The sequence below is a fragment of the Streptomyces sp. NPDC004266 genome (genome assembly GCF_042874095.1).
Lineage (GTDB): Bacteria > Actinomycetota > Actinomycetes > Streptomycetales > Streptomycetaceae > Streptomyces.
The window spans coordinates 19093-43041 of the sequence record NZ_JBIAMM010000023.1; the positions used below are offsets into that span (position 1 = coordinate 19093).

22 protein-coding genes are annotated in these 23949 nt (G+C 69.6%); 6 read left to right on the forward strand and 16 right to left on the reverse strand.

What is annotated here, in order from left to right; all coding sequences use genetic code 11:
• The first annotated feature begins 195 nt into the window (after positions 1-195).
• Positions 196-999: a peptidoglycan-binding protein gene (locus ACFYUZ_RS36185; RefSeq protein ID WP_389316513.1), complete on the forward strand. Its 804-nt coding sequence runs from the start codon at positions 196-198 to the stop codon at positions 997-999.
• A gap of 463 nt (positions 1000-1462) precedes the next feature.
• Positions 1463-2866, forward strand: a complete 1404-nt coding sequence (locus tag ACFYUZ_RS36190) for a hypothetical protein (protein WP_389316515.1) — start codon at positions 1463-1465, stop codon at positions 2864-2866.
• 274 nt (positions 2867-3140) lie between these two features.
• Here ACFYUZ_RS36190 and ACFYUZ_RS36195 read toward each other — a convergent pair whose 3' ends face one another.
• The 11 genes from ACFYUZ_RS36195 to ACFYUZ_RS36245 all read right to left on the reverse strand — a co-directional run bounded on the left by ACFYUZ_RS36195 (position 3141) and on the right by ACFYUZ_RS36245 (position 15192).
• The gene (locus tag ACFYUZ_RS36195) at positions 3141-4058 is read right to left on the reverse strand and encodes a Crp/Fnr family transcriptional regulator (RefSeq protein ID WP_389316517.1); all 918 of its coding nucleotides are present in this window, start codon (positions 4056-4058) and stop codon (positions 3141-3143) included.
• 1 nt (position 4059) lies between these two features.
• Positions 4060-4305 (reverse strand): hypothetical protein, encoded by a 246-nt coding sequence (locus tag ACFYUZ_RS36200; RefSeq protein ID WP_389316519.1) that lies wholly within the window; start codon positions 4303-4305, stop codon positions 4060-4062.
• An 870-nt stretch (positions 4306-5175) separates the two neighbouring features.
• Entirely contained in the window at positions 5176-5994 is an 819-nt protein-coding gene (locus ACFYUZ_RS36205) for a hypothetical protein (protein ID WP_389316521.1), read from the reverse strand.
• 12 nt (positions 5995-6006) lie between these two features.
• The gene (locus ACFYUZ_RS36210) at positions 6007-7191 is read right to left on the reverse strand and encodes a peptidase M23 (protein WP_389316522.1); all 1185 of its coding nucleotides are present in this window, start codon (positions 7189-7191) and stop codon (positions 6007-6009) included.
• A gap of 32 nt (positions 7192-7223) precedes the next feature.
• On the reverse strand, positions 7224-7997 hold the full coding sequence (locus tag ACFYUZ_RS36215) for a hypothetical protein (protein WP_389316524.1): 774 nt from the start codon (positions 7995-7997) through the stop codon (positions 7224-7226).
• Between the two features lie 6 nt (positions 7998-8003).
• Entirely contained in the window at positions 8004-10046 is a 2043-nt protein-coding gene (locus ACFYUZ_RS36220) for a hypothetical protein (RefSeq protein ID WP_389316525.1), read from the reverse strand.
• A gap of 4 nt (positions 10047-10050) precedes the next feature.
• The gene (locus ACFYUZ_RS36225; protein ID WP_389316527.1) at positions 10051-10662 is read right to left on the reverse strand and encodes a hypothetical protein; all 612 of its coding nucleotides are present in this window, start codon (positions 10660-10662) and stop codon (positions 10051-10053) included.
• Positions 10659-13220: an ATP-binding protein gene (locus ACFYUZ_RS36230; RefSeq protein ID WP_389316529.1), complete on the reverse strand. Its 2562-nt coding sequence runs from the start codon at positions 13218-13220 to the stop codon at positions 10659-10661. The genes ACFYUZ_RS36225 and ACFYUZ_RS36230 overlap by 4 nt, the downstream gene beginning before the upstream one ends.
• Positions 13217-13780: a hypothetical protein gene (locus ACFYUZ_RS36235; RefSeq protein ID WP_389316531.1), complete on the reverse strand. Its 564-nt coding sequence runs from the start codon at positions 13778-13780 to the stop codon at positions 13217-13219. The genes ACFYUZ_RS36230 and ACFYUZ_RS36235 overlap by 4 nt, the downstream gene beginning before the upstream one ends.
• Before the next feature lie 2 nt (positions 13781-13782).
• Positions 13783-14034: a hypothetical protein gene (locus ACFYUZ_RS36240; protein WP_389316532.1), complete on the reverse strand. Its 252-nt coding sequence runs from the start codon at positions 14032-14034 to the stop codon at positions 13783-13785.
• Between the two features lie 45 nt (positions 14035-14079).
• Positions 14080-15192: a hypothetical protein gene (locus ACFYUZ_RS36245; RefSeq protein ID WP_389316534.1), complete on the reverse strand. Its 1113-nt coding sequence runs from the start codon at positions 15190-15192 to the stop codon at positions 14080-14082.
• A gap of 216 nt (positions 15193-15408) precedes the next feature.
• Here ACFYUZ_RS36245 and ACFYUZ_RS36250 point away from each other — a divergent pair, with 216 nt between their 5' ends.
• A complete protein-coding gene (locus ACFYUZ_RS36250; protein ID WP_389316535.1) occupies positions 15409-15864 on the forward strand; it encodes a helix-turn-helix transcriptional regulator in 456 nt (151 codons plus the stop codon).
• 350 nt (positions 15865-16214) lie between these two features.
• Here ACFYUZ_RS36250 and ACFYUZ_RS36255 read toward each other — a convergent pair whose 3' ends face one another.
• From ACFYUZ_RS36255 to ACFYUZ_RS36265, 3 genes are all read right to left on the reverse strand, one after another.
• Positions 16215-18419, reverse strand: a complete 2205-nt coding sequence (locus tag ACFYUZ_RS36255; protein WP_389316537.1) for a hypothetical protein — start codon at positions 18417-18419, stop codon at positions 16215-16217.
• 1061 nt (positions 18420-19480) lie between these two features.
• Positions 19481-19696 (reverse strand): hypothetical protein, encoded by a 216-nt coding sequence (locus tag ACFYUZ_RS36260; RefSeq protein WP_389316539.1) that lies wholly within the window; start codon positions 19694-19696, stop codon positions 19481-19483.
• A 289-nt stretch (positions 19697-19985) separates the two neighbouring features.
• Positions 19986-20204, reverse strand: coding sequence for a hypothetical protein (locus tag ACFYUZ_RS36265; protein ID WP_389316540.1), 219 nt, complete (start codon positions 20202-20204; stop codon positions 19986-19988).
• Positions 20205-20598: 394 nt separating this feature from the next.
• Between ACFYUZ_RS36265 and ACFYUZ_RS36270 the strand changes: the two genes are divergently transcribed.
• On the forward strand, positions 20599-20868 hold the full coding sequence (locus ACFYUZ_RS36270; protein WP_389316542.1) for a hypothetical protein: 270 nt from the start codon (positions 20599-20601) through the stop codon (positions 20866-20868).
• Positions 20865-21221, forward strand: coding sequence for a hypothetical protein (locus ACFYUZ_RS36275; protein ID WP_389316544.1), 357 nt, complete (start codon positions 20865-20867; stop codon positions 21219-21221). Before ACFYUZ_RS36270 ends, ACFYUZ_RS36275 begins: the two co-directional genes overlap by 4 nt.
• A gap of 393 nt (positions 21222-21614) precedes the next feature.
• Here ACFYUZ_RS36275 and ACFYUZ_RS36280 read toward each other — a convergent pair whose 3' ends face one another.
• Positions 21615-21839: a hypothetical protein gene (locus ACFYUZ_RS36280; protein ID WP_389316546.1), complete on the reverse strand. Its 225-nt coding sequence runs from the start codon at positions 21837-21839 to the stop codon at positions 21615-21617.
• Between the two features lie 623 nt (positions 21840-22462).
• Positions 22463-22594 (reverse strand): hypothetical protein, encoded by a 132-nt coding sequence (locus tag ACFYUZ_RS36285; protein WP_389316547.1) that lies wholly within the window; start codon positions 22592-22594, stop codon positions 22463-22465.
• A gap of 173 nt (positions 22595-22767) precedes the next feature.
• On the opposite strand from ACFYUZ_RS36285, the gene ACFYUZ_RS36290 reads away from it, so the two are divergent.
• Positions 22768-23949: helix-turn-helix domain-containing protein (locus ACFYUZ_RS36290; protein WP_389316548.1), on the forward strand; the 1182-nt coding region annotated here is incomplete at its 3' end.

Sequence of the window (23949 nt, forward strand, 5' to 3'; positions counted from 1 at the left end):
CCTGATGAAGAGGCCGGTACGGCTCCCACCGCCCCCTCTCCCCCAGCCACGGACACCCGCGGCAAGCAGGACGGGCAGAGCGGGGCCGAGAGCGTTCCGACCGTTCCAGCCTCTGTTCCAGCAGGTCAGAGCGTTCCACCCGCCTCGGCGACTACGCCGCCGGAACCCAAGGCTGCGGGCCGGGACCGGTCCGCGGTGCCGGCCGCCGCGGGAACGGGGGGTGAGGAGATCGCCGTCGTCCGGCCCGTCCCCTCCCCTGCCGCTGCGCCGGTCGCGCGGACGGGGAGGGTCGCCCAGCTGGCGATCGTCTTCCTCACGCTTCTGGTGGCGCTGCTCCTCGGCCGGTGGGCCGTCATGAACGGCTCCGGCAAGGACGACACCGCCACGCCCCCCGCCACCACCGAGACCCAGCCCGGCGACAGCAGCGACACCGACGACGCCGACGCTGCCCAACCGCCCGCGGACACACCCCCGCCGGCCGACGGCCCGACCGCGGGCGACGGCAAAGCCGAGGACCTCCAGGCCGACGGCCCGGCCGCACCCGGGCACACCGAGACCCCCGCGCCCGGCGCTTCATCCACCGGCAACAACACCGCTCCCCCGGCCCAGCAGGCCCCCTCGGACGGAGCGGGCTCCACACCCGGGACCACCCCCACGGCGCCGGCGGCATCACCGCCCCGGACGGCCCCCGCTCCCACCACGGCCCCGGCCACCTCCCCCGCCTCGCTCGGGGCGGAAGGGCGTACCGCGTGCGCCCACTACAAGCCCAACCGGCGGGTGATCCTGGCCGAGGGCATGGTCGGCACCAACGTCGCGCAGGTCCAGTGCCTGCTCAACCACAACTACGACTACCACCTCAACGAGGACGGCAAATTCGGCCCCGCAACCACGGCCGGCGTCAAAGCCATCCAGCAGTGCTCCGGCATCACCGCCGACGGCAAGGTCGGCCCCGACACCTGGAAGTACCTCGACTACCCGAAGGCCGCCTGCGGCCACTGACCCCCGCGCGGCACCAGCCCCGCTGATACAGCGCCCTCGCCAGCCTCTCCAACGAGCACGTCCGTGAGGCCCCCGCAGGAGCGGCGTCCACTGGGACATCACCCTCCAGTCCCCTCCGATCCCAGCTCCGGTGAGCAACCGAGACCTCCCCCACGCCCCGTGGCCCCCGGCAGAACGCCGGGGGCCACAGTCTTTGCACGCAGCCGCATCAAGCCGCCAGACCGGCAGCACGCCTGATCAGACCGAGCAGACCTGACAGGCCTAACGACCTCTGACCTGCGCCAACGCCAACTCCGCCTCCCGAAGCGCGAACCGTCGGCCAGCTGAACACCAGTCGGCCACAACGCTGTTGCACAAAGTTTTCTAGAAAATGCTGCACCCACTCGCTTGGTGACGATGTATAAGTGGGTAAGCAAGACGCTGCACAAGGCGTGCAGCACTCGATACGAAAGAAGGAATCAAATTGGCACACATCCACCCGCTCGCGAACGGCCTGAGCACCGACCACCCGGTGCCCGGCCTGCCGTTCGTCGACGACTCGCACATCCCGCTCGACAAGGGCCCCGAGGCCATCGAGGCCGTCGGCCGCAACAAGGGTGATGGCATGTGGGGGCGCTACGACCCCAACCACCGCGGCGGCGGCTGGCACGCTTTCACCACCGACCCGCTCGACCACTCGCTCGGCTGGTCGGTGCGCTACCACCCCGACCACGGCCGGACCGTCCTGCTGATGCGCGACGACGACACCTCGTCCCTGCACAGCACCTGGGACGGCGAGCAGCTGCTGTTCCGCTCCGGCGGTTACTGGTGGAACGGCAGCACCTGGTACCGGCCCGGTCAGGTCTGGGATCCGGTCGAGCAGGACTACGAGAAGCGCAAGGCGCGCGCCGCGGTCACGGTCAGCGCCGCCGACATGCTCGACCGCCGCGCCGACCCGGCCCGGGCATCTGTGCTCGAGGTCGCCGACATCGACGCCGAGGCGTCCGCCCCGGTCGTGGAGAACTGGGGCGACCACCTTGCGCTGTGGGCCGCCCGCCGCGCCGAACACGACGGCGCGCTGCCGCTGGAGCGGTGCGTGGTCGACCTCGCCACCCCCGAGCTGACCGGCGCCCAGCTGATCGGCGTGCCGGAGATGGCCGAGCTCGGCGGCATCACCGCCTCGACGCTGCGGGCGTACATCTCGCGCGGCAACAGCGAGGTGCCCCAGCCGCAGGCCCTGGTCGGCGGCCGCGATCAGTGGGCCCGGGCCGTGGCCGACGACTGGGTCGAGGCACGCCAGCGTTCCTACGAGGGCGTCCGGGCCGTCATGTCGGCTGGTGACCGCGACCAGCTGTCCCGCGGGGCGGCGGAGGTCCGCGACCACTTCGCCGCCGACTTCCACGGCACCCTGTGGGGCCGGCCGGACGTGCGCAAGCGGTGGGTTCTGCGCGCCCGCAACGAGGACTCCGTCCGGGAGATCGCCGACGCGCTGGCCTGGAACGTCGCCAGTAGCCTGGACCGCGTCCTGCCCTCCCACCTGCTGGGCCCCACCGTCGAGAGCGCGGTGCTGCACGACTTCGCCGAGGCCATCGACCTGGACCACAAGGTGCAGGCTCGGCAGAAGAAGCAGCAGGAGGAGAAGGACTGGCTGCACCTGTGGGTCTCGCGGCCCGTAGCAGGGATGCTCGCCTGGTTCATCCGCCACCACCCCGAGTCCGCCCACCACCACATCGGCGAGATCACCCGCGAGGCCCACACCCGCTGGGAGATCCCGGCGAAGGACACCCTCTCCACGCTGCACCGGTACGCGAGCCTGGAGGGCAAGCTGAGCAAGGAGGACGCCGAGCCGTTCTTCGCCCTGCTCACCCCGCCGGTCAAGAACGACTGACCAGTCAGAAAGACAGCAGGGCCCGGAGCCAGGACCAGTGGCTCCGGGCCCTGCCCGTGACTGTACCCAGAGGACGGCTGGCGGCTGGCTCGGAGGTCTCAAGACATTCGACGACGTCGTACGAGCTGCTCTCCCGCTCCGGCCGCACTGGTAGTGCAGGCTGATCTGTCGCGGGGCACCCACTTCTCTGTCCAGCCCGCGGCCCGCTCTCCCGTCCCGGGAGGTGCGGGCCGAGGACTCCGCCGTACCGCTGAAGTGCTACACCTTCCAGCGGTCACGCCATCCTGAGATCAGGCGCCTCGAACGCGTGCCCGTGGGCCGCGGCCTGAAGCAGTTCCGGCCGAAGGATGTTGTAGGCCCTGTTCGCGCGGCCCTTGCCCGTGGAAGCGAGCACACCGTGCTTCCGCAGGACGCTCATGCTCTTCTCCACCGAGGCCAGGCTCAGGCCCAGCGCGTCCGCCAGGTGCTTCTGGGTGGGCCCGTGGAGGACATCGTCGTCCTTGGGGACGAGGCGGGCCGTGTCGAGGACGTCGCGCCGGCGGGCGAGGTACTGCAGAAGCTGGGCCAGGCGGGCGAGAGTCGAGCGCTGGTCCACGCCGTAGACGGTCTCAAGGATCCGGTAGCGCTCCGCGTGCACCTGGTGGAGCATCCGCTGGACGGAGAGGTCCCGCATGGCCCAGCTGCGCAGCACGTCGCGGTCGATGCGCAGGATCCAGGCGGGTCCCAGGACGTCGATCTGCGGGCGGGTGACGGTGCCGGGGGTATCCCGGAACACGTCCAGATCACCGAGCCACCACTCGCTGCCCCAGAGCCGGTTGGCTTCGGCAACGACTCCGGAGAGGACGACATCGACGTACCCGGAGCGCCGCGGGTTCCTGAGAGGGCCGGCGTGCTGGAGGTGGACGAAACTGCCGGCCGCGATAGCGGTAGCTGCGGTGGTGCCCACGCCCAGCATCCCGAAGTACCGGGCGAGCCTCACCTCTGTGCCGCTCCGGGGTGCGCGGAACTCGACCGTCTCGAAGGCGGTGGTCGACGCCTCGGCGAGACGACGCGCTCTTGCTTCCTCTGCAACGCGGAGGGACGCGGGCAAACGGTCCACCGAGCGGATACGCGGAAAGGACTCGGTGATCGTCGGCATCGTGTCGGCGTGCTTCCGGCGGATCGACTCGGGGGGCTCAGGAGGGTTCGACACGTCAGATCCCCTGTCCAGTGCGGTGGAAGGGGCTGGCAGGCGCGGAGGCCCCGGGCGGGACGAGCTGCTGCTGCGGTTCGGCGAGAAGCCGCACGATGGGCACCATGGCCGCGATGAGGCCGCCGATCGCGAGCAGGACAGCCGCGATACGGACGGGCGTCGGCTTGAGGTGGAAGACCGTGTAGCAGGCGGTCCCGAAGACAATCAGGAACAGCACAGCCACCGTGGCGAGAGCGGGCAGGGACATAGAGGCCCCCCATGGGGTAGGGGGCGGTCGACTGCTCGGCTGTCGGTCCCTGGCGAGGGGGGACAGCCGAGCCCGACCGGAGTCGGAGACCGCCAAATGAACTCTTCGGACTTGCAGCACCAAGCCGTGGAAGGGGTCTTCTACGACCGGTAACCGAAGACTCTACCGACACGGCGCGACACCGCCCAACAACCCTTAGACGTACGGGAATGCATCGGGAACAGCACACGTCACGGGAGTACGCCCCCCGATTTCTACAGAGTGTGACGGAGGGAACACAGAACATGTTTTCCCCGGCCAGATAACCCCTAGATTTACGGGATTGCACACGTGCAACACGAGGAACCCGTAAAACTGAGGCATAACTCGTGGGTAGGCACGGTTACATACTTCGTGCTGGACATGGGCCTTGAACTCGCCTGGACTTCAGCATCATCGGGCATTCCGGAGGGTGGCCCCCTCCGGGAGCCCGGTGCAAAGCACCATCGAGGGCCCCGCCGAAGCGGCGGGGCCCTCGATGTTTGCCCTGGCCAGCGTGCCTACCTGCCAGGTCAGCCCCGAGACGGCATACCGTTCAGCATCGGGAAGAGGAGCCGAGGTTCCCTGTTCTTGAGGCGCTCGATGACCGTCCGCGACGCCGATGTTCCGGACGGGGCCCTCCTCGATGAACTCGACGTTCTTGTGCAGCTACGTGTCGGTCGTGATGATGTGGCCCTTGTCCCGCTTGTCGCCACCTGCGGGAGGCGGTGACTCACGAAGCTGCGGATCGTCGTCCACCCGGCCTTGTTGAGCTCGATCGCGATCACCGCGAGTGTCTTTCGTCCTGTGCTGCTGCCCATGTCGCCACGGCAGGAGGTCACGGATGAAGATTTACGACTGGGCCGTCCCGGGCGTCAGGGCGGTTTCTTCGACCCAGCGCAGGACGTCGCGCGTACGCCGGTCCTCTCCGAACTGCTCGAGCATCCCGGCGACGAGCGGGGCGAGCTCGGTCGCTCCTTCCGCATCTTCCTTCGCGAGAGCCCGCCAGGCGGCGTGTGCGTTGCGTACTGCGCTGACGGTGTCCTGTGCTGGCTGGGCGCCAGCTTCGCGGCGGCGCAGGGCGGTGTGGACGAGGAGCTCCACGGTCTCGTACCAGTCGGCCCGGTGGTGGAGGGTCAGGGACGCCCGAAGGGTCAGCATGTTCACGGTGTGCGGGTGGAGCGGCCCGTAGTCGGCGGTCAGTGCCTCTTCGAGCTTGGCCGCGAGGGCGACGGCTTCGGTGAGGTTCCCGGCGTTCGCCGCGGTCTGGAGGTTGTCGTAGAGGGGCTGGTACGCGGTCGGGAGAGGTGCCGTCCAGTCGTGCGCGGTCTGCGCCGCCGGAGGTGTCGGCGAGGGTGGGGCGGCGGGAGGCCTTGGAGCGGGGGCTGGGGGTGCTGGCGGGGCTGGGTGGGGGGTGGTCAGGGTGAGGACGTTGCCGCTGGTGTCCATGATCATGGGCCAGGTGGTGCCGTCGGCTTCCTTGGCGAGGAAGCGGACGGGCCGGCCGTGGAGTGCGGCTTTGACGTAGATCTCCCCCAGGGCGGCCCGGCGGGACTCTTCGGGGTCGGCGGTGGCTCCGGGTACGGGTTCGCCGTCGATGTAGGCGCCGGTGGCGGTCAAGGTGACGGTGTAGATCGGCTCGGCGGGGACCTGGTCTGGATTCACGGTCATGCTCGGCTCCCTCTATCCGCCCTTGGGGAAGTAGGGCGGCGCCCACCCCAGGTACGTGGATCCCCACTTCGTTTCGATGTCCGTCGCCGGGACGACGTCGATGTATCCGGGGCGGCCGATGTCGTTGCTGGCGATCTTCCCGTCGCCGAGATAGATGGCCACGTGCCCGGCGCGGTTTCCCGTCTCCCAGTACATGAGCGCGCCGGGCGGCGGGTTTCGGTCCTTGTCGTGCTTCATCTCCGCTGGCATCTGGCGGTAGTGGTCGACGGCGTAGCCGACGCCGGAGTACGACCATCCGTAGGACTTCGCGACAAAGGACAGGCAGAGCCGGTACCAGTTCTTCCCGCCGGTCTCGGCCTCGTTCTTGGCCCACCGGATGGCGTCGGCGGTGGAGCGGGGGTTCCTGACGCTGGCGGGCCAGTCGGCCGCGCCATCGTGGAAGGGCTCTCCGGGCTTTCCCGGCTGCCCTCCGCCTCCGGTGTAGCACTCCTCGGGGTCGGCGGCCTCGCCGGACGGGCCGGGGGCTCCGGTGGCGCCCCCCTCGGGCAGTGCCGGGCCGTTCTCCGCCGGGCGCAGCAGGTCGATGCCCGCTTGGGCGGCGATCTCCCGCGCGGAGTCCTCCTGGCCGGCGTAGAGGTGCTCGTACTCCTCGGCGGGGCGCTGGACAGTGGCGGCGGCCTTCCACAGGGGCATGGCCTCCCATCCGCGGATGTCTGCCAGGCCGCGGGGGCTGCCGGAGTCGGCTCCGAAGAAGAACATTTTGGATGAGTACCGGGGGTTGAGGATCTGCTCTCTGGTTCCCCACCCCTGCGAGGGCCGCTGTTGGAACAGGCCGAGTGAGTCGCGGTCGCCGTAGTCGATGTTCAGGAGGGTGGATTCCTGCAGTGCCGTCATGAGGCCGATCAGTGTCGCCTGGCCCGACATGCCGCCTGCTTCGGCGACTTCGTCGATCACCTTGGCGTTTTCGATCTGCTTTTTCCGGAGGTTCCCGGTCGGGCTCTGGCCGGTCCCTCCGGTGTCGCCGGAGCCGCCGGGCAGCTCCGCGCCGGGCTGTCCGCGGTCTCCGCAGGAGTCCGCGCTGGCCTGCGCGGACAAGCCGGCGCCGAAGACGCCGACGACCAGCAGGAAGCAGACGAACACGACGGCCGCGGGTACGGCGAGCTTGATTGCGGCCCCGGTGCCGGCGGTGTTCGCCACGGCCCGGAGCGCGTCCCTCCCCTCCACTGCTGCTACACCCCCAAGAGCCGGTCGACCCGCCAGCCGGTGCCGTCGTTGATCAGTTCTGTCTGGAGCCGGGTGGTCTCGGAGTAGGTGGTGTAGCCGACGACATCGACCTTCGCCGTGACGGTCCTCCAGACCCGCAGCGGGGTGTCCCCGGGGAGCTGCGTGCCGGCGGGCTTCACGGCGACGGCGGAGACGGTGGCCACGCCGCCGCGGCTGACCAGCCGTGCGAAGGCGGGGTCGTCGTGGCCGCTGAGGTTGTCGACCAGGGCGGTCGTCGCCCACGGCGCGGCGCGCTGTACGGCGGCGGTGTGATCCTGGTCGACCGGGGGGTTGCGGGCGAGGTAGTGCCGGACGAACTCCTCGGCGACCGCGTCCGGGTCGGCGAGCTGTGCCGAGGGCGTCGCGGACGGGGAGGCGGGCGGCGGGGAGCTGGGGGCCTGCTTGCCGTCCGCCCTGGACGGTGTCGCGCTCGGGGTGGTGGTGACCGTGGTCGCAGTGTCGTTGTGGCCGGTGATCCAGTTGGGCCCGAAGCGCCCGAGCACGCCGATGGCGAGCAGGGCGACGACGACGAGGAGCGCGGCGCGGGAGCTGATCGGCTCCCGTCGCCGTTCCTGGTCGATCCACTCGGCCGTGCGGCCCCGCTCTCCCTTGCGGTAGGCGCGCCGGGCCCGGCGGCGGCGCCAGCCACGCTCGTCTTCGACGTCCTCGGGATAGTCGTACTGGGCCCGCAGCAGTTCGCGGAACTGCTGCGGGGTCCGCTCGTCGTCCTTCTTGGCCACGACGGTCTATCCCTCTCTCTGCGTGGGGATGTCGGGGCGGCGGGCCGTGCCACTGCTCGTGCGGCGGGGCGCGGGCCGGGACGGGGTGGGGCGCCGGGCCGGGGCTGTGCGGCGCGCGGGCGGCGGTGGCTGCGTGGCGCGCTGCCGGCCGTGCGGGCCGGCCGGAGCTGGCGGTGTGGGGGTCGGGGGCGTGCTGGTGCGGACCACGCGGGCTTCGATCGCCCGGGGGCCGGGGGCGTCCGGCGCCGGCGCCTGCCGGAACGACACCGCCGAGACGGTCGCGGAGACCGCCGCCGCGGTGGCGCTTTCCGGGGTCGCGGCGTCGGACGAGGCTGCCTCTGCGGCGCGAGCAGCCATGCGCAGCGGGAGGGGGCCGGGCCCGCGCACCGGCGGAGGGGTCTTGCGAGGCCGGTCGTAGGGAATGGAAGAGGGGGCCCCGCCCTGGGCGAGCTCTTTGACGATGCGTCCGGTGTAGTCGCTGTCCGTCGCCCCGGAGGGAACCGGCGTGGGGCGGCGGTAGGGCGCCCACCTGGCGGAGATGCCCACTCCCCCGCCGCCGGGACCGGTGCCGAGGCCGGGGCCGTCGTCTCCGCCACCACCGCCCCCGCGGCCGCCGCCATCGCCGCCGGCGGATCCGCTTCCGCGGCTGGGGGCGGCCTTCTTGCTGTGGCCGGAGCTGCTTCCGCGGCTCATGGCACGGGTGAGGCTGCGCGCGGTCAGCATGCCGAGCACCGCACCGAAGGGGGAGGACGAGGTGCCGCTGACGCCCACGATGGACTCGATGATCTTGCGGAACTTGAACGCCATCAGGGCGGCCGCGATCGACAGGCCCGCGGACGGGGCCCACTGGTAGACCCCGAACATCTTGGTCGTGACGACCTGGACGACCAGGACACTGCCGAGCGTCAGTGTGGCGATGAAACTTTGCAGGGTGAGCCCGAGGAGTTGGTCGAACCACCTCAAGCCCCATTGCCGGGGCCTTCCGGGGATCACCCACAAGCAGGCGAAGACGACGCCCGAGATCAGGAGCATGAGTGCCCCGAGCAGCGAGGCGAGTGACGCGAAGGCGAGCGCGAGGACAAGTACGGCAAAGATCAGCAGGACGATCAGGGCGGTCACGGTCACCGCGATCCTGCCCATGGGGCTGTGCCCCTGATGCCAGAGCTCGGAGTCATGCCCTACAGCTCTCTCGGTGACGTTGTGCTTAAGCCACGCCCTGCGGTCCTTCTTCGAAGTGCCCTGGTCGAGGAGGTCTTTGCCGTACTTCTCGCACACTTCGATCGAGCCGAACTCGGCCAGGCACCACGGGGTGGCCACGAAGGACCGCCAGACGGCATCGCCGCTCTTACGGATCATGTCGTCCCGGCCGGAGCCGGTGAACGTGGGCTCGTGCCCGAGCTTGAACGGGTGCTCTTGGCCACCGGCGCTGATGCCGCCGGCGGTGGCGTTCAGGGCGACGCTCGCGCCCACCTGCCGGGTGGTGTCGACCCCGTCGACCCAGACTTGAGGGGTGGTCAGCAGGGAAATGGAGACCACTCCGGAGACGGCTACCCAGGCGAGCTGGGAGAGACCGCCTCCGCCGCCGCCTTCACGGTGCTTCACGAAGGCGACCAGCGCGCCGACGGCGAGCGCGGCCGGCAGAAGCGTGGTCGACAGACCCTTCGCAGCACCGCCGATGGCGCCGGTGAGCGCGTTCTGGAGCTCCGGCAGGGAGGTGAGCTGAAAGATCCACTGAACGATCACGATGACGGCCGTACCGAGAACCACGATCAGGGCCATGCAGATGTCCGCGATGGTCTCGGCCATGGGGTCCAGGACGTCGAGCTTGTCGTAGTCGTTGTCGAGGATCCACAAGTTGGGGTTGCTGTACTCCTCGTACAGCGTCCCCTGCCCGTCGGGGACAGGGCTGTTCGGTGAGGGCAGCAGGTCGCCGATGCCGACGGGGTCGATCGTCTCGGCGTGGGCGTGCCCGGCGGCCACCATCACGGTGGTGAGCGCGAGCATGGCGGGAATGGCCAGCGTCCGCAGACGGGGCAGGCGGGCGGTCATGGCTCTATCCCCAGTTGAGTGTGTCGCGGATCGGGTCTCCGTGCGCCATGTCGTTGTCCTGGACGTCCTCGTACTGGTCGACCCGCCACTCGCCGGCTTCCTGGACCACCCGCAGCGTTTGGCGGGCGGTGGTGGTCTCGCTGGGCCAGGTCACGGTGTAGCTCAGCATCACTCCGTATCCGGCGGGGTGGTCGCCGTAGGCGGAGATCTCGATCGGCTCTCCCTCGGGGGTGACCGGTCCGGTGGACGCGCGGTCCGGGCCGGACGGGGTGGGCCGGGTGAGCGGCTGCATGGTGGAGCCGTCCGCGTAGGTGGGCGGGTCGAACGTCTTCGTGGGAGACGCCGATGCGGTCGGGGGGGCCGTCGCCGTGGGGGCGGGGCCGATGTTCCGGCCGGCGCACTCCTCGATCGTGCCGCGGCGCAGCCGGATCGTGCTCAGCTCGCATGCCCGGTGCCAGTCCAAGGTGTTGGCGGCGCTCTGGTAGTCGCGGGCGACGGCGAGTGCGGCCGCGGCCGGGTCGTCCTGCTTGGCGTCGTCGGCGCTCTCGCCGCAGCCGGTGAGGACGACGCCGGCGGCGAGCAGTAAGGCGGGTGCGGTGGCGTGGCGGCGCTTCATGCGGTGGCCTCCTCGGGCTGCGGGGCAGGGGCGGGGTCGTCGTCGAGCGGGTCGGCCCGGGGGGTGGTGTCCAGCAGTTCCATGAGTTCCACGGTGGGGATGTCCCACTGGGCGGTCGCGGAGTTGAAGCGGCGGTCGCGGATGATCGCGTGCCCGTGGCGGACCTCTCCGTCGGGGTTGAGGCCGATGGACTGGATCAGGTCCCGGGTGTGCCGGCCCGCGGGGAGGTTGAGCATTTCGGCGAGCGCGTCCTGCTGGACGGAGTTGGTGAGCTGGAAGCCCACTACCGTGGTGAGCTGCTCGACGACGCCGACGAGGGCCGAGAGGGACTGCGGGTCCTGGGTGTCCAAGACGAGGGCCGTGGACAGGGCCCGGCCCACGCGGGCGATGTACTCCAGGAAGGCGGATCCTTCCTTGGTCGCGGTCAGCACGTGGACTTCCGGAACGGCCACCACCTTGCGCAGGCCTCGAAGGTCCTTGCGGCCGGCGGTGGTGATGCCGTACGCCAGCATCGAGTGCATGAGCGCCACCGACATGCGCTGCAGGACGTTCCAATCCTCGCGGTCGTCGGCGGTGCCGGGCAGGGACAGCCCGGGGATCTGCACCACCCAGATGCCCGGTTCGGGGGTCAGGGGCGGGGCGCCTTCGGCCGGGCGGCCCATGAACGGGGCGCCGATCGCGGTCTGGCTCAGCTCATAGAGGGCCTCGCCGGTCTCCCTCGCGAGCGTGTCCGGCGAGTGCCGCAGGAAGTCGATCACCTTCCACGTGGCCGGGGAGCCCTGCGCGATCACCTGGTTCACGGCGTGCTGCACCGGGGTCTCCGCGCCGCGGGCGCGCAGGTGCGGGGGCATCGCGATGCCGAGCTGGGCGGGCACTTCGATCTGTGCTCGCTCGGCGCCTTCCTTGTCAAGCAGCCGGAACAGGTCCGCGACCCCGGAGAAGCGGGGGCCGGTCTCGATGAGGTGGGCGTTGAGGCCGTAGCGCTTGCCGGCCGCGGCGAGGCCGCCGAGGTCGCCCTTGAAGTCGAGCGCGAGGACGAACGCGCCGCGGAAGGCGGCGTCGAGCAGGGACAGCATCATGGCGGTGGTCTTGCCGCGGCCGGAGCGGCCGATCAGGGCCGTGGTGGTCGCGTCGCCCTTCTCGCTGCCGATGGTCAGGTCGTTGCGGTAGACGCCGGGGGTGGAGCCGGTGAGGTAGCCGACGATGGGCCCCTGGTCGTCGCCGACCTTGGCCCCGCCCCACCACCAGCTCCCGGCGAGCGCGGTCACGTCGCGCACATGGCCCATGTCGGGGACGCGGAGCTGGTCGCCGGCCTGGGCTTCGAGCCACAGCTCGCGCTGCTCTTCCTCGCCCACACCGACTTCGATGCCGAGGCCGCCGTAGAAGGTGACGACGGCATCGACGCGGGCGCGCAGGTCGTCGAGGGAGGTGGTGCTGGTGACGATCAGCCGGGGGTGGTCTTCGACGAGGGTCACGTCCTCGCGGCCCATGTCGCGGACGAGGCCCGCCATGACGCCTTCGGTCTCTTCCACGGCGCGGCCGGGGTCTTCGGCGGAGTGCTGGGAGGCGGAGCGGCGCTGTTCCTTCGCGAGTCGGCGGGCTTCGTCGGCTTTTCGCATCGCCTCGCGCTTGGGCATGACGCGGAAGCGGACCGAGGCTTCTGGGGAGACGGGCAGTATCAGGCTGGCCGGGTCGACGTCGTCGGCGAGGTCGCTGTCGTCGATGTCGGGTACGTAGGTGATCTCGGACAGGGTGCGCAGCCACTCGCCGGAGCCGGGCGACTCCATCTTCTCCGGGAAGCCGGACATGGTCAGGACCGCGACCCAGGCGGCGTTCTCGCCGGTCGCGTCCATCACCCGCAGGTGGTCGGGGTAGGGCAGGACGCGGCCGCGGGTCAGGGCGGCGAGCTTCGCGCCGCTGATCAGTCCGGCGTTCGGGGAGGGCAGGGGGGTGGTGCGGTGCTGCTCGCGGGCGACCATCCACGCCAGCAGTTCCACGGCGGCCGGCTGGGCCCGCCAGGGGGTGGCCTCCAGGCGGCGGCCGAGGCGGCGCATCATCGCGTCCAGCCGCGCGAGTTCCCGGCTGCTGACCGCGGTGGACGCGATCCCGAGGCCCTCGGCCAGGCTGCGGCGGCTGACGGCGGCGGCCTGCCCGGTGCGCTCGGTGATCCGCACGCCCATCAGGAGGTGACGGGAGGGCAGGGCGATGTGGTCCAGTCGCTCCACCCGCATGGCCGCCCACTCGGACCAGTTCCCGGAGGTGAACAGCTGCGCGGCCTCGTCCATGTAGTCGCTCGCGTTCAGCGGCGACCACAACACCTTCAGGTGCACGTCGCTGCCGGCCAGGGTCTTGGCGAGGGCCGCGGCGGCCTCGTCCAGTTCCGCATCCCGCGCCGACTCGGACATGAGGTCGGTGTTGCTGCTGGACAGGGTGAACCAGGCCTCGGCGTGGGTGGTGGTGACTACCAGTCCGTCGGCGAGGGTGACGTAGTGGGGGGCCGGCGCGCTGCGGTCGCCGCCCACCCCGAGGAAGTTCGAGATCCGCTCCACGAGCTTCATGCCGTGCCCCCTGTGCTCTTGCGTCCGCCGCGCTGCCGCGCCCGGTAGACCGCGTCCGGTCCGTACAGCCGGGGCTGGGCGTTCAGCGCGATCGGGGCGCCGGCCACGATGACCGGCACCTCGGTGTCCATCTCGTACTCGCGGCGGCGCCGTACCGACTCACGGCGCAGCGCGTCGCCCTTCGTTCCCCACCGCGCGCGGCGCGGGATCCACTCGACGCGGGCGGCGGCGCGCCGGCCGCCGCAGATGATCGGCCGGTGCCCGAGCACCAGGTACCGGGCATTGAGGGCCCAGTAGGTGATGTTCCATCGCCGGTCGCTCTTGCGGCTGCGCTGCGTACCGATGACCGCGACCAGCAGCGGCGGCAGGAAGTACAGCGTGAAGGTCACCTGGGAGGGGAGCCCGAAGAGCAGCAGCAGACCACCGGTCCACACGAGGTAGAGCACCAGGCCCAGGACCAGGGCGCGGCGCGGCGCGCCTTCGCCCAGGTCCAGGCCCAGCAGCTCGTGCTGGCGTGTCTCGATGTCGAAGTGGCGGGTGTAGGTGGTGCCGGTGCGCATCTTTAGGCTTCCCGGACCTTGTCCCACAGGTCGCCCAGGAGCGTGCGCATCTCACCGGGGAACCAGACGAAGCCGGCGACGAAGATGGCGGCGATGGCCATCGTGATCATGGCGCCCCAGTCCTCCTTCACGAAGTGCTTGAAGGCGCGGATGCCGATCAGCGCGGCCAGCAGGTTGCCCGCGACGAGCAGGACCCAGGAGCTCAGCGCGCTGCCGTCGGTCAGGGCGGCGAGCGTCACGACGTCGTGGTGCATCAGGGGATCCCCTTCAAAGATGAGCGGTGAGCGGGGGGGGTGGCGTTATGCCGTGCCGCCGTGGACGGAGGCGACCTGCCAGCGCTGCGCGTCCGCGGAGGCCACGCGGGTCAGCTGGACGCGGTAGGTCTGTTCGAGCTGGGCGCCGCCGAGTTGCCACATGACGCGGGCGGTGCCGGTGCGGTCCGTACCGCTGCCCTTGTCGGCGGTCCAGGACGTCACGCCGACCAGGGAGATACCGGCCGGGAGCGGGGGGACGAAGGCGCCGGGGGCGGTGACCGACTCGGTGTCCCCGCCGGCCGCGTAGGCGGTGAAGAACTTGTCCACCGTCTCGGCGGTCTGCTCGCCGAAGGCGGAGTCGGCCTCCGGGCCGGCGAGTTGGGGGGCCTTGGGGCCGGTCGCGGGGACGCCGACCAGTCCGGGCGGGCCGGTGACGACGACGCGGCCGCCGGCCTGGACCACGGGGACGTCGAGCCCGACCCAGTGCGCCGGCAGCACGGGCACGGCGGCCGCTCCGGGCTTCGCCGGCGGGGCGGAGTCGACGGGGCGGACCAGGACGTCGACCCGTACGCGGGCCTGCTGCTGGGCGGCCGGGGTGACGGTGCCGGGCTCGACGGCCAGGACGTCCTGCTTCCCCTTGGCGTCCCAGCCCATCTTCGTGTCGGCGCCCTCGGGCAGGACCGCCGCTAGTGCGGCGGCACGGGTCTCCGGGTCCTTCTCGTCCCACGACAGGTAGGCGCGGGCGAAGCGACCGGCGACGGCCTGGGCCTCGTCGTCCGGGTAGGTGGGGCCGGCCTGGGCCGGGGCGGTGGACTGCACGGGCGCGGGCGTCTTCTTCGGGATCAGCACACTCTTGGCACCGAGGAGCGCGAAGGCGGCGACCAGGGTCCACAGCACGCCGCGGCCGAAGCGGCGGGCGAACGCGCTGCCGGAGCGCTCCTCCACGGTGACCCACGGCGCGGCCGGCTCCGGGGCGGCCGCGGTACGGGGCGCGGGCGCGGCCAGGGTGGGGGCGGTGCGCTGCTCCTTGAGCTGCTCCGCCGCCCTCTCCCAGGGGTTGACGGGCTGCTTCGGTAACGCGCTCGCGCTCTGCAAGGTCTTCTTCTCGCGGCGCTTCTTCCGCTCGTCCCAGTCCGCCGCATCCGGTAAGCCGAGCACACGCCGGGCAGTCGGTCCAAGCGGCATTCCTCGCACCCCCCTAGGCATATGTCTGGGTCACCGACCCTAGAGGGGCCCTTGATACACGGTCAAAGAAGTTCGTAAGAACCGCAGTTGCCCCGGGGGCGGCATTGCCACGACCCTGTCACCTCTGCGCCTCGGCCGGCATGAGTACAGGTACTCAGCTCGCGCAGACGCGCACTAGAGTGCGGCCCCATGCCAGACAACGACCGGGCACGGGGGCCGATACGGATACACGGGTCACTCGTTAGAGACCTCCGCAGAAAGAACGGTTTCCGCACCCAAGGGCAATTGGCCGAGGCGGTGGGATGCTCCCGCAGCGCAGTCGGCATGTGGGAGACCTCGCGGGCGGTTCCGACACCGGAGCACCTTTCCCGGCTCACTGCCGTACTGGGCGTGGAGGTCCATCGATTACTCAAAGGTTCCGGCGGCTCGGCACTGCGCAGCCTTCGCCTTTCCTGCGGTCTTCTCCAGGAGGACATGGCGGCCGCTCTTGGGCTTCGGGGGAAGGGTTCGTACAGCGATGTCGAGCGGGGCCGACAGGCCGTTCCCGCACGCTGGATTCCCATTCTCGCGAATGTATTCGGCCAGCCGGAGTCCACTGTACGGGAATCGCTCGGATTATCGGCGCCACGACGAGTAGCACACTAGCGATTTCCTCGTGCACCACACATCATCTACAGATCTTCAGCGAGAAATGCGGCTGGGGGTGGCAGAAATCAGGGAACATCCCGGCCCTGGAAACGTCGGTCATATCCCTGAGTGTCGCACTATCTTTCGACGTTCCCCCTGAGATATAGGCATCCCAGAGCGGGCTCATATCCGACTTCCTCGTCAGTGCTCGTGTCAGGCTCCGAAGAGGAAACCGGCAAGGGCGGCGAAGGGCCCTTGCCAGCCGATGAAATCAGCTGCGGTCAGTGTTCCGCGTCCGCCTGTATATGGCGCCGTACGATGCCCGAGCGGCATTTACACCCACTTCCCTCATTAGCTACCCCTCGGCATCATCCGCGCTTATTGCTTGCCTGCCAGCGAGTGACCCAGTCCTTCAGTTCCTCTTCGCTGTAGGAGGTGGTCCGGCCGTCCGTCACCCCTTCGGGGAAGCTGATACCGCGCTCTTCCGACCGCTTCTTGTACTGCCGGGCGGTGGCGTGCTTCCACGGCACGATGCCCGCAGCGCAGGCCTCGGCCAGGGAGTAGGTGGGCGGGAGCGCGTCGTCCTCGGCGGGGGCCGGCCCGCCGCCGGGCGCCGTCGCATGGGCAGTCACACCCGGCGCCCCTCCCTGGCCTGTCACATGGCCTGAGCTGGGCGAAGGCGCTGGTACCCCCGCCGCGGGGGCGGGTGTGACTGTGGTCGGCGCGGTGGGGCCGTAGGCGCCGCCGGGCAGGAAGCTGCGCACGGCGGCGACCAGGTCCGCTTCTTTCAGGACCTCCTCGGTGATCCAGGGGGCCATTTCTCCGGCGTCGAACCAGCCGGGTGCGGACGGGCATGCGGCGAGGAGCTGCGCGACGTGGGGCGTGATGTAGGCGGGCTGGAATTCCCTTACGTACAGGTGCTCCGCGTCCGGCGCCTGCCGCTTGTCCGCGAAAGCACCGCGGCCCTTGACCGTGGTGTCGTACTGGATGACGGGGGTGGACTGGCCGAACGCGACGCCCCAGGAAATCCGGTCCTGGAGTCCGACGACAATCTTCGTGCCGATCTGCGACCGTTCCATGGTTCCGCCGAAGAAAGTGTTGGCGAACTGCTGAGTTCCCACCACGATGCGGTGATCGGAGGACCTGCCTTGCAGCAAGATGATGGAGAACCACTCCAGGAAGGGCGGCGTGCCCTTCCCCTTCAGGCCGTAGCGCCACCACACGTATGCCATTTTGATCAGCGTCGGAAGTTCGTCGATGACGAGCAGCCTCGGGATGAGCTGCGCCCGCGCTCCGGGGGCTGCGTCCTTTCCCATGGCACCTTCGGCGGCCATCATCGAGACCATGAACTCGGCGAAGGCGGAGATGCATTCGCGCACCGTCTTGTGGACGCGGACGCCTGAATGACCCTCGGCTTCGATCAGGGAGTTCTGTTTCGTGTCGAGAATGTCGATGAGTTCGCCGTGCTGGCGGCCATGGACGATCGGAATGTAGAGCACCGTCGACTTACCCGATCCGGTGTCACCGCCCACGCCCCAGTGCGGGGTAGCGCTCTGCGTGTGGACCATGACATCGACAATCCGGTCCCCTTCGATCGCCTGCCCCACGAACACTTCGTACCGGTTTCCGGTGGACTTCCATTCCACGTATTCAGGCAGGACCGGCTTTTCCGCAGACTTCGGCTTCCGGGTCCATTGAACGTACTGGCTGGCCCCGCTGCGCTCCCACTGTGCCACCCACTCACCCGGAATTCGGGTATCGATGATGTGCTGCAACGCGCCCATGGCGTCCTTGCCGCCCATCCACTCCAGCGGCAGACGGAGCACGATCCGCGCCCCCTCCGCCGACAGGTCGGGATCGAGTCGCAGCCATTTTCGACGGGTCGATTCTTCGTCAAGTCGGAGAACCTGACGCGCTGCCGCCCACACGGCCGGCCCCAGCAATTCGTCATCGGTTGCCCGGCGCGGAGCCCACCACGCGAGCCCGCCCGGCCCGGTGAAGGCGACCAGCAGCACGACGGCTCCCGCCCCGATCAGCACGGGCCCGGTCTGCTCGGGGTGCCGCCACAGGCCCCAGGCGACGGCTAGCGGGGCCAGGCGCACCAGGGAGCGGGCCGCGTGCGGCCACCGCGTCCACGCCGCGAGGGCGCGGCCCATGCTTGCCACCACTCGCAGCGGCATCAGCAGCCAGCGCCCGGCCGGCGGGCGACCGGCGGGGGCGGGCTTGGAGAGCGAGACAGGGGAAGTAGGGGTCCGTGGGCCGGGGATGGCGGCGACGTCCTCGACCGAGGCGCCGGCGTCGTTGACCAGGACCCCGGAACGCCACCACGTCGCCGTGCTGCGCGGCTCACCCACAAGGTCGCGGCCGGCGACGTATCGGCCGATCCCGCGGAAGAAGCCGCCCACCGTCCTCTCGATCGCGGCGTTCAGCTCCTCGTTCGAGCGGCTCCCGGCCTTGCTCTTGCCCTGCATCGCGTAGGCGGTGAGCGCGAGCGCCGCGAGCAACGTGCCGCCTCCAGGCAGCGCATAACTGGAGAGGTCCACGCCCTCCCATGGAGCTGCAACGTCGGTCACGTCTTCCCCCTTCTGGTGACGTTGCTGACCCTATGCAGAAAGCCGAAAACACTCGCCCAGTGAACCGTGCGACAGGTTGTCGTCAGCGGCAGGGCATGTCCTGGAGCGCAGGCCAGATGAGAAGACTTCGTAATGGTCGGTAGCGACACGCCAACGAAAGAACGTGTGACTGAGATCACTTACGCGGCCGTGGGATCGGAGGAAACCTGAGTAATCCGGGGTCACGGGTAGGGAAAGTGCTCCAACGCGTATTGAGGGTGTAGCCCGACTGCGCGCTCTGCGCGCAATCCCCATGTCCGAAAGGCACTTGCTGCTGGTGAGACCGGGGCGACGCTTCTGACGGCACGTAGAATCATCGGCAGCACAAAGGGCCCTGTCTCGACCCGGTTTCCTAGGCCACTGGTCGAGTGGGCCCCTGCGTGCGCTGCCCTAGCTACGTCTCGACAGACCATGAAAGGACTCGCGTGGATAAGCCTAACAACAGCACACCCATCAGAACTAGCAGCCCGGTGGACAAGTCGCATGACGACAGGTGGTCCCGCCTGCGGAGATACGTCAGAAACCATGGACACAGCGTCCACACCGGCATTCTGTACGGCGCAGGCACCCAGCTCGGGAGCGGTGCCGTGTCCCTGATCATTCTGTGGATCCAGACTCGCCGCTAAGACCCTGACTGAGGCCCCTGCAACGCAGGGGCCTCTTCCCTGTGTGCAGCGCGTCAACTGCGCACAGGGCAGATCACGCAATGAGCACCACCCGCCGTCTCTTGAGAACCGACTCCAAGACGCCCCAGGCGCCAGACGCGCCCACGCCGCGTTCCCGGCTCGCCGCCGAGCTCCTCTCGGACGCCACCCCCGCCGAGCGCCCCGAGCACACAGCCGTGCCGGGACGGCGCCGGCTCGGATCCGGCCCCGCACCCGCGAGCACGTAGGCGCGCGCAAAGCGGAGACGGAGCGATGGCGGCCGTTCCAGAATCCTGGAACGGGGCCTGTACGGCCTCCGGTGCTCAGGGCGGCGTGCCGCGCTGTTGTCGTTACGGCACGCGGGCCGGCGGTTGCCCGTCATCGGCGGTGCAGGTAGGCGAGGCCGGCGATGACGGCTCCGCCCACCGTTCCCACGGCCACCAGGGTCTCCCGCAGGGCCGGGTGCTCGTGCATGACGTAGGCCGTGAAGAGAAGGAAAAGCCCGGCGGTCGCGATGTGGTGGTAGGTCGGGCGGGGCGGCTCCGGCTCCCGGTCGTGCGGCGGGATGGACGTGGGGGTCTGGGACGAGGACACAGCGGTCTCCTAGCTCGATGGCGCGCGGGACTGCGCACGGGACGGGTAGATGAGCAGGTCTCCGACCCTTGTGTCTCGGGCACAGAGTCGGACGGTCGGATGGTGAAGAAGACCGGCCTTAGCCCCGCAACCCTCGTAGTCATGGAGGCAGTCGACAGCCCGGCTTCTCCGCGGCGGCCTCGTACCTGGCCGACTCCCGTACCGTCCAGTCCTCGCGGGCGCATGCCGAAGGGCGCGGCATCCCGGATGGGATGCCGCGCCCTTCGGGGCTTGCGGGGGCGTGCTGTCGTCAGCGGGAACCGGCGGTGGTCTGCTTCTCCGGCCACTCCCTCGAAACGTGCTCGCGACCGTCGGCGGTCACTTCGGCCAGAGTGATCACGGCCGTGGGGTGCCCGTCGTAAAGCCCGACCCAGCCCAGGAAACGCCGCTCGGCCGCCGCCTCGTCGTCCCATGTGCCAGTGACGCGGGGACCGCCGGGGACGAACTGAAGGGCGGCGACGTACGACACTGCGGGCTCCTGGTCAGCGGACGCGGATGGCGTCTCGGTGCGGCTCTCCTGCCCCCGGCGCCGGCCGCTGACGATTCCAGCGGCCAGTGCACGGAGGCGGGGAAGAAGAGGCGGCCCGACGGTACTGCTCCCAGAGCGCATCTGGGCGCCGGGCCTCACCCACGCACGCCATATCGACGCGGGCTGCCGCTGACCCTAGCGTGCCGCATCCGTGCTGGCTGTGGCCGTGCCCCCGCACGAAGGCGGGGGCACGGTGCGAGGCAGGGATGGGGAGCACGATTTGACCAGTCGACTCGGTCCCTGCGTCGCGAGGAGATCAACGCGGTGGGCGCGGATTGGTCACTTTGCTTGACTGCGAAGCGGCCGGGGGACGGCAACGGACTATGTTCGAGCAGTGGAGAACCCAGAGATCATCCTCAGGCTCACCCCGGATGAGGCGCTGGTCTTGTCGGACTGGCTAGAGCGGGTACAGATGACGGACCTCAGTCGGCTCGTCGACGATGCGGCGGTCTGGCCGCCCCTTCACCGCATCGCTGGAATGCTCGACAAGTCGCTGCCGGGGATCTTCGCAGCGGACTATGCCGAACGTCTGGAAGCAGCCCGCCGCAGACTCCGTCCAGCCGAGGACGATGACACCAGTGATCACAAAGGGTCGGATACATGAAACCGCTCTCGGAAATGACCGAACGCGAGTACTTCGCCAGGGTGGGCCAGCGCCCCAGCATGTTCGTCGGCAAGACCTCCTTCCACATGCTGACCTCGTTCCTGACCGGCTATGACCAGCATGCTCTCCGGCACGGTGGGCACGGACTTACCGGCTGGCACAACTGGCTCGTCGCACGTCGCGGACGCGGCTGCAATCACGGTTGGCCCGGCCAGGTCCTCCATATAGCCCTCCCCCACGGCTGGGACAACATTTGGAACCTTCCGCCTGAGGACGAGCAACACGCGATCAAGGTCCTGTTCGAGCTCCTCGACGAGTTCACTGCCGAGCGCGAAGCAGCCCAGGGCGCGTAGTTCTCAGATCGGCTGAGACGTCAGGCCCACCGCATCCCATTCAAGATGACTCTCTGCCGGCCACGGTCTCGCCGTGATTCACCTTCCCTGAGCCAGGACCGCACGGAGCGCGCTCATACCCGCCAGGCGCATGTCCGCGTCACCCGCACGAAGGTCGCAGAAGGCGCGCTGCGGGGCGGAAGGCCCGGGCGGTCCCCCTCCGATGCCTCCACGGCAGGCTCAGCGGTGGTCGTAGTGCAGGAGTCCCCGTCGCAGTGGTGGCTGGCGGGCCAGTGCGGCCGTGAAATGCGCGGCGGCGCCCCGCGCGACGGTGACCGTTCCAGAATCCTGGAACCGGACTTCTACGCTCCATCCAGCGCCCTGCCGTCCCGGCTCACTGGCCGGCGGTCATGGTCATCGGCGGCGCAGGTAGGGAAGTGCCGCAATGCCGACGGCAGCCACGGTGGCTACGGCTGACGCCGTCTCCCGCACGACGGGATGCTCGTGCAGGACATAGCCGACGAGAAGCAGGCCGAGAGTGACGGTCACAGCGCGGTGCAGGAGCGTCGAGCGCGACGGCTCCGGCTTCGACTCCTGGTCACGCGGCGGGGTGGGCATGGGGGCCTGAGACGAGGACATGGGTCTCCTTCTGATTGGTGGTACGCGGAACAGCGCTCGGAAACGAATGGACGAACAGGGCGGAAATCGTTGTTTCCGGGCACGGAGGCAGACGACTCGGTGATGGCAAAGCCAGGACTTAGGCCCGCAGTTCGCTTCTAGGGAGTCGGATGCCTGGGCGGGCTGGGTTGGCGGGGCGTTGGCTTGCCAGGCTGCTGCTGCGGGCTCGCTGGATCTGTGGGTGGAGGGAGGCGCCGAGCAGAAACGGCGTGCGCGGCCAGGGGGACTCAACAGGGACGCCGGGTTAGGGGCGCAGGCACTACCAGCAGCGGACATCGATAGGCCGCATCCCTACGTGATAGTTGTGTGGGGGTAACCGCGAAATGTTCGGCCGCGCAGCAGTCTTTTCTTACGTGCCTCCTTCATCGCTGATCCCAATCGGGTACGAAGGTGGGGCGGGGACACCGCCGTGCCCCCGCCGGAACACGAGGGCACGGTGTAAGGCAGGGCCTGGAGCGCGATTTTGACCAGTCGGCTCGGTCCTGACTTCATGAGCGGATCAGCCGGCACTGCTTGATTGGCGTTGGATACCGGAATCCGGGCCTCACCCGCGCACGTCATGTCGGCGTGGGCTGCCGCCAGCCCTATCCGTTGGTGTTCTTCCTCGGGTCGGTGCGGCGGGCCTCGCGGCGAGCTCGGAGGACTTCGAGGGTCGCGCTCAGGATGACGCCGGCGATGGTGAGGATGTCGGCGGCGAGGGAGATGCTGTCGTTCATGGTCTGCCCTTCATGGGGTGGAACCGCGGGATTGCGGCTGCAGGGCAGAGGCTGCGGGGGAGCTGGCTTGTACGGACCCTCCGGACCGAACATTGCAGGTAAGTTCCGGATGCGCTGACCGTTGTTCAGGACGGTCGGACAAGTAGGCAGCAGGCGACCGGGGGTTGTGCAGGGTGGCGGGGACAAAGAAGCAGGGGCGCGGGTGGGCGCCGATTCGTCCGGTCAACAGCCAGGCTGGCCACCTTGCGGAGTTCCTCAGGCAGCAGGTCGACAGCTCGGGAAAGACCCTTGCGACGTTGTCGAAGGAGGTCGGCTACTCCAAAAGCCAGGTCAGCACCCACCTCAGCGGACGCATCCCACCCCGCGCCTTCGTGATCCAGCTGATCGCCGCCACCACACCGCCCCTGCTGCGTGAACGCCGGGAAGCTGAGGCGCTCCGGCGCCTGAACGACGCTGTGAACCCGCCCCGCACCGCCGTGCCAACGCCGACCCCCACCGTGGTCGTGGCTCAGACGCAAGCTGAGCAGATCCAGCTGTACGAGCGGCTGACACGGGCGCTGGAGCAGGAGGGCGAGCTGCGTCAGGCGGCGGAGAACTCGGCTCGTCTGATCTGGGTACTGCTGGGCATGGTCAGCACTCTCGACGAGCGTGTACGCAAGCTGACCGGTGAGCGCGATCGGCTCGCCGACCAAACGGGCTCCGGTGAGGTGGAGGCTGCCCGAAAGCGCCTTGACCGGGCGGAGGATCAGAAGGCCAGGGCGGAGTCGGAACTGGCCCGTGCTGAGGAGAAGCGGCGGCAGGCGGAAGACCTTGCCGACCAGCTCCGGCGGGAGATCGAGGCTCTCACAGACGAACTCGACCGGCTTCGCGGCGACGGCCCCTCACCCCACGACGACCTCCCGGCCCTGCCTGGAGATCCTTCGCAGAAGTCGGCAGAGGCCGGCGACGCAGAGGCCGACGACATCGATGCCGCGCTCGCCCGAGCCACAGCGATCAACAACGAGGACGCGGACACCATCGATCGGATCAGCACCGAGATCACCGGTGAACCACTAACGGGAGTGCAGCCCTTTGTCCCGGACAACTCCCCCACCAGCCCGGATACAGCGAACAAGTCTGCTCTTCAACTGCAGGAAGAAGCCGAAGAAGCCGTCGCACGCGGGGATGCTTCAGGTGCCGCACAGCTCTACGGCACCGTCGCAGCGCTGTCATCCGCTTACCTTGGCCCCGACCACGAGGACACTCTGGTCTGCCGCCTCGACTACGCGCGCTGGACGGGGGAGGCAGGCGACCCGGCCGCCGCACGCGACCTGTACGCCGCCCTCATCACCGACCACACCCGCATCCTCGGCGCA

Coding starts and splice junctions, on each gene's coding strand:
- ACFYUZ_RS36200 (WP_389316519.1), bottom strand. CDS start 4,305: ATGTCCCTGCCCGCTCTCGCCACGGTGGCTGTGCTGTTCCTGATTGTC.
- ACFYUZ_RS36205 (WP_389316521.1), bottom strand. CDS start 5,994: ATGACCGTGAATCCAGACCAGGTCCCCGCCGAGCCGATCTACACCGTC.
- ACFYUZ_RS36220 (WP_389316525.1), bottom strand. CDS start 10,046: ATGACCGCCCGCCTGCCCCGTCTGCGGACGCTGGCCATTCCCGCCATG.
- ACFYUZ_RS36225 (WP_389316527.1), bottom strand. CDS start 10,662: ATGAAGCGCCGCCACGCCACCGCACCCGCCTTACTGCTCGCCGCCGGC.
- ACFYUZ_RS36230 (WP_389316529.1), bottom strand. CDS start 13,220: ATGAAGCTCGTGGAGCGGATCTCGAACTTCCTCGGGGTGGGCGGCGAC.
- ACFYUZ_RS36235 (WP_389316531.1), bottom strand. CDS start 13,780: ATGCGCACCGGCACCACCTACACCCGCCACTTCGACATCGAGACACGC.
- ACFYUZ_RS36240 (WP_389316532.1), bottom strand. CDS start 14,034: ATGCACCACGACGTCGTGACGCTCGCCGCCCTGACCGACGGCAGCGCG.
- ACFYUZ_RS36250 (WP_389316535.1), top strand. CDS start 15,409: ATGCCAGACAACGACCGGGCACGGGGGCCGATACGGATACACGGGTCA.
- ACFYUZ_RS36275 (WP_389316544.1), top strand. CDS start 20,865: ATGAAACCGCTCTCGGAAATGACCGAACGCGAGTACTTCGCCAGGGTG.
- ACFYUZ_RS36280 (WP_389316546.1), bottom strand. CDS start 21,839: ATGTCCTCGTCTCAGGCCCCCATGCCCACCCCGCCGCGTGACCAGGAG.
- ACFYUZ_RS36285 (WP_389316547.1), bottom strand. CDS start 22,594: ATGAACGACAGCATCTCCCTCGCCGCCGACATCCTCACCATCGCCGGC.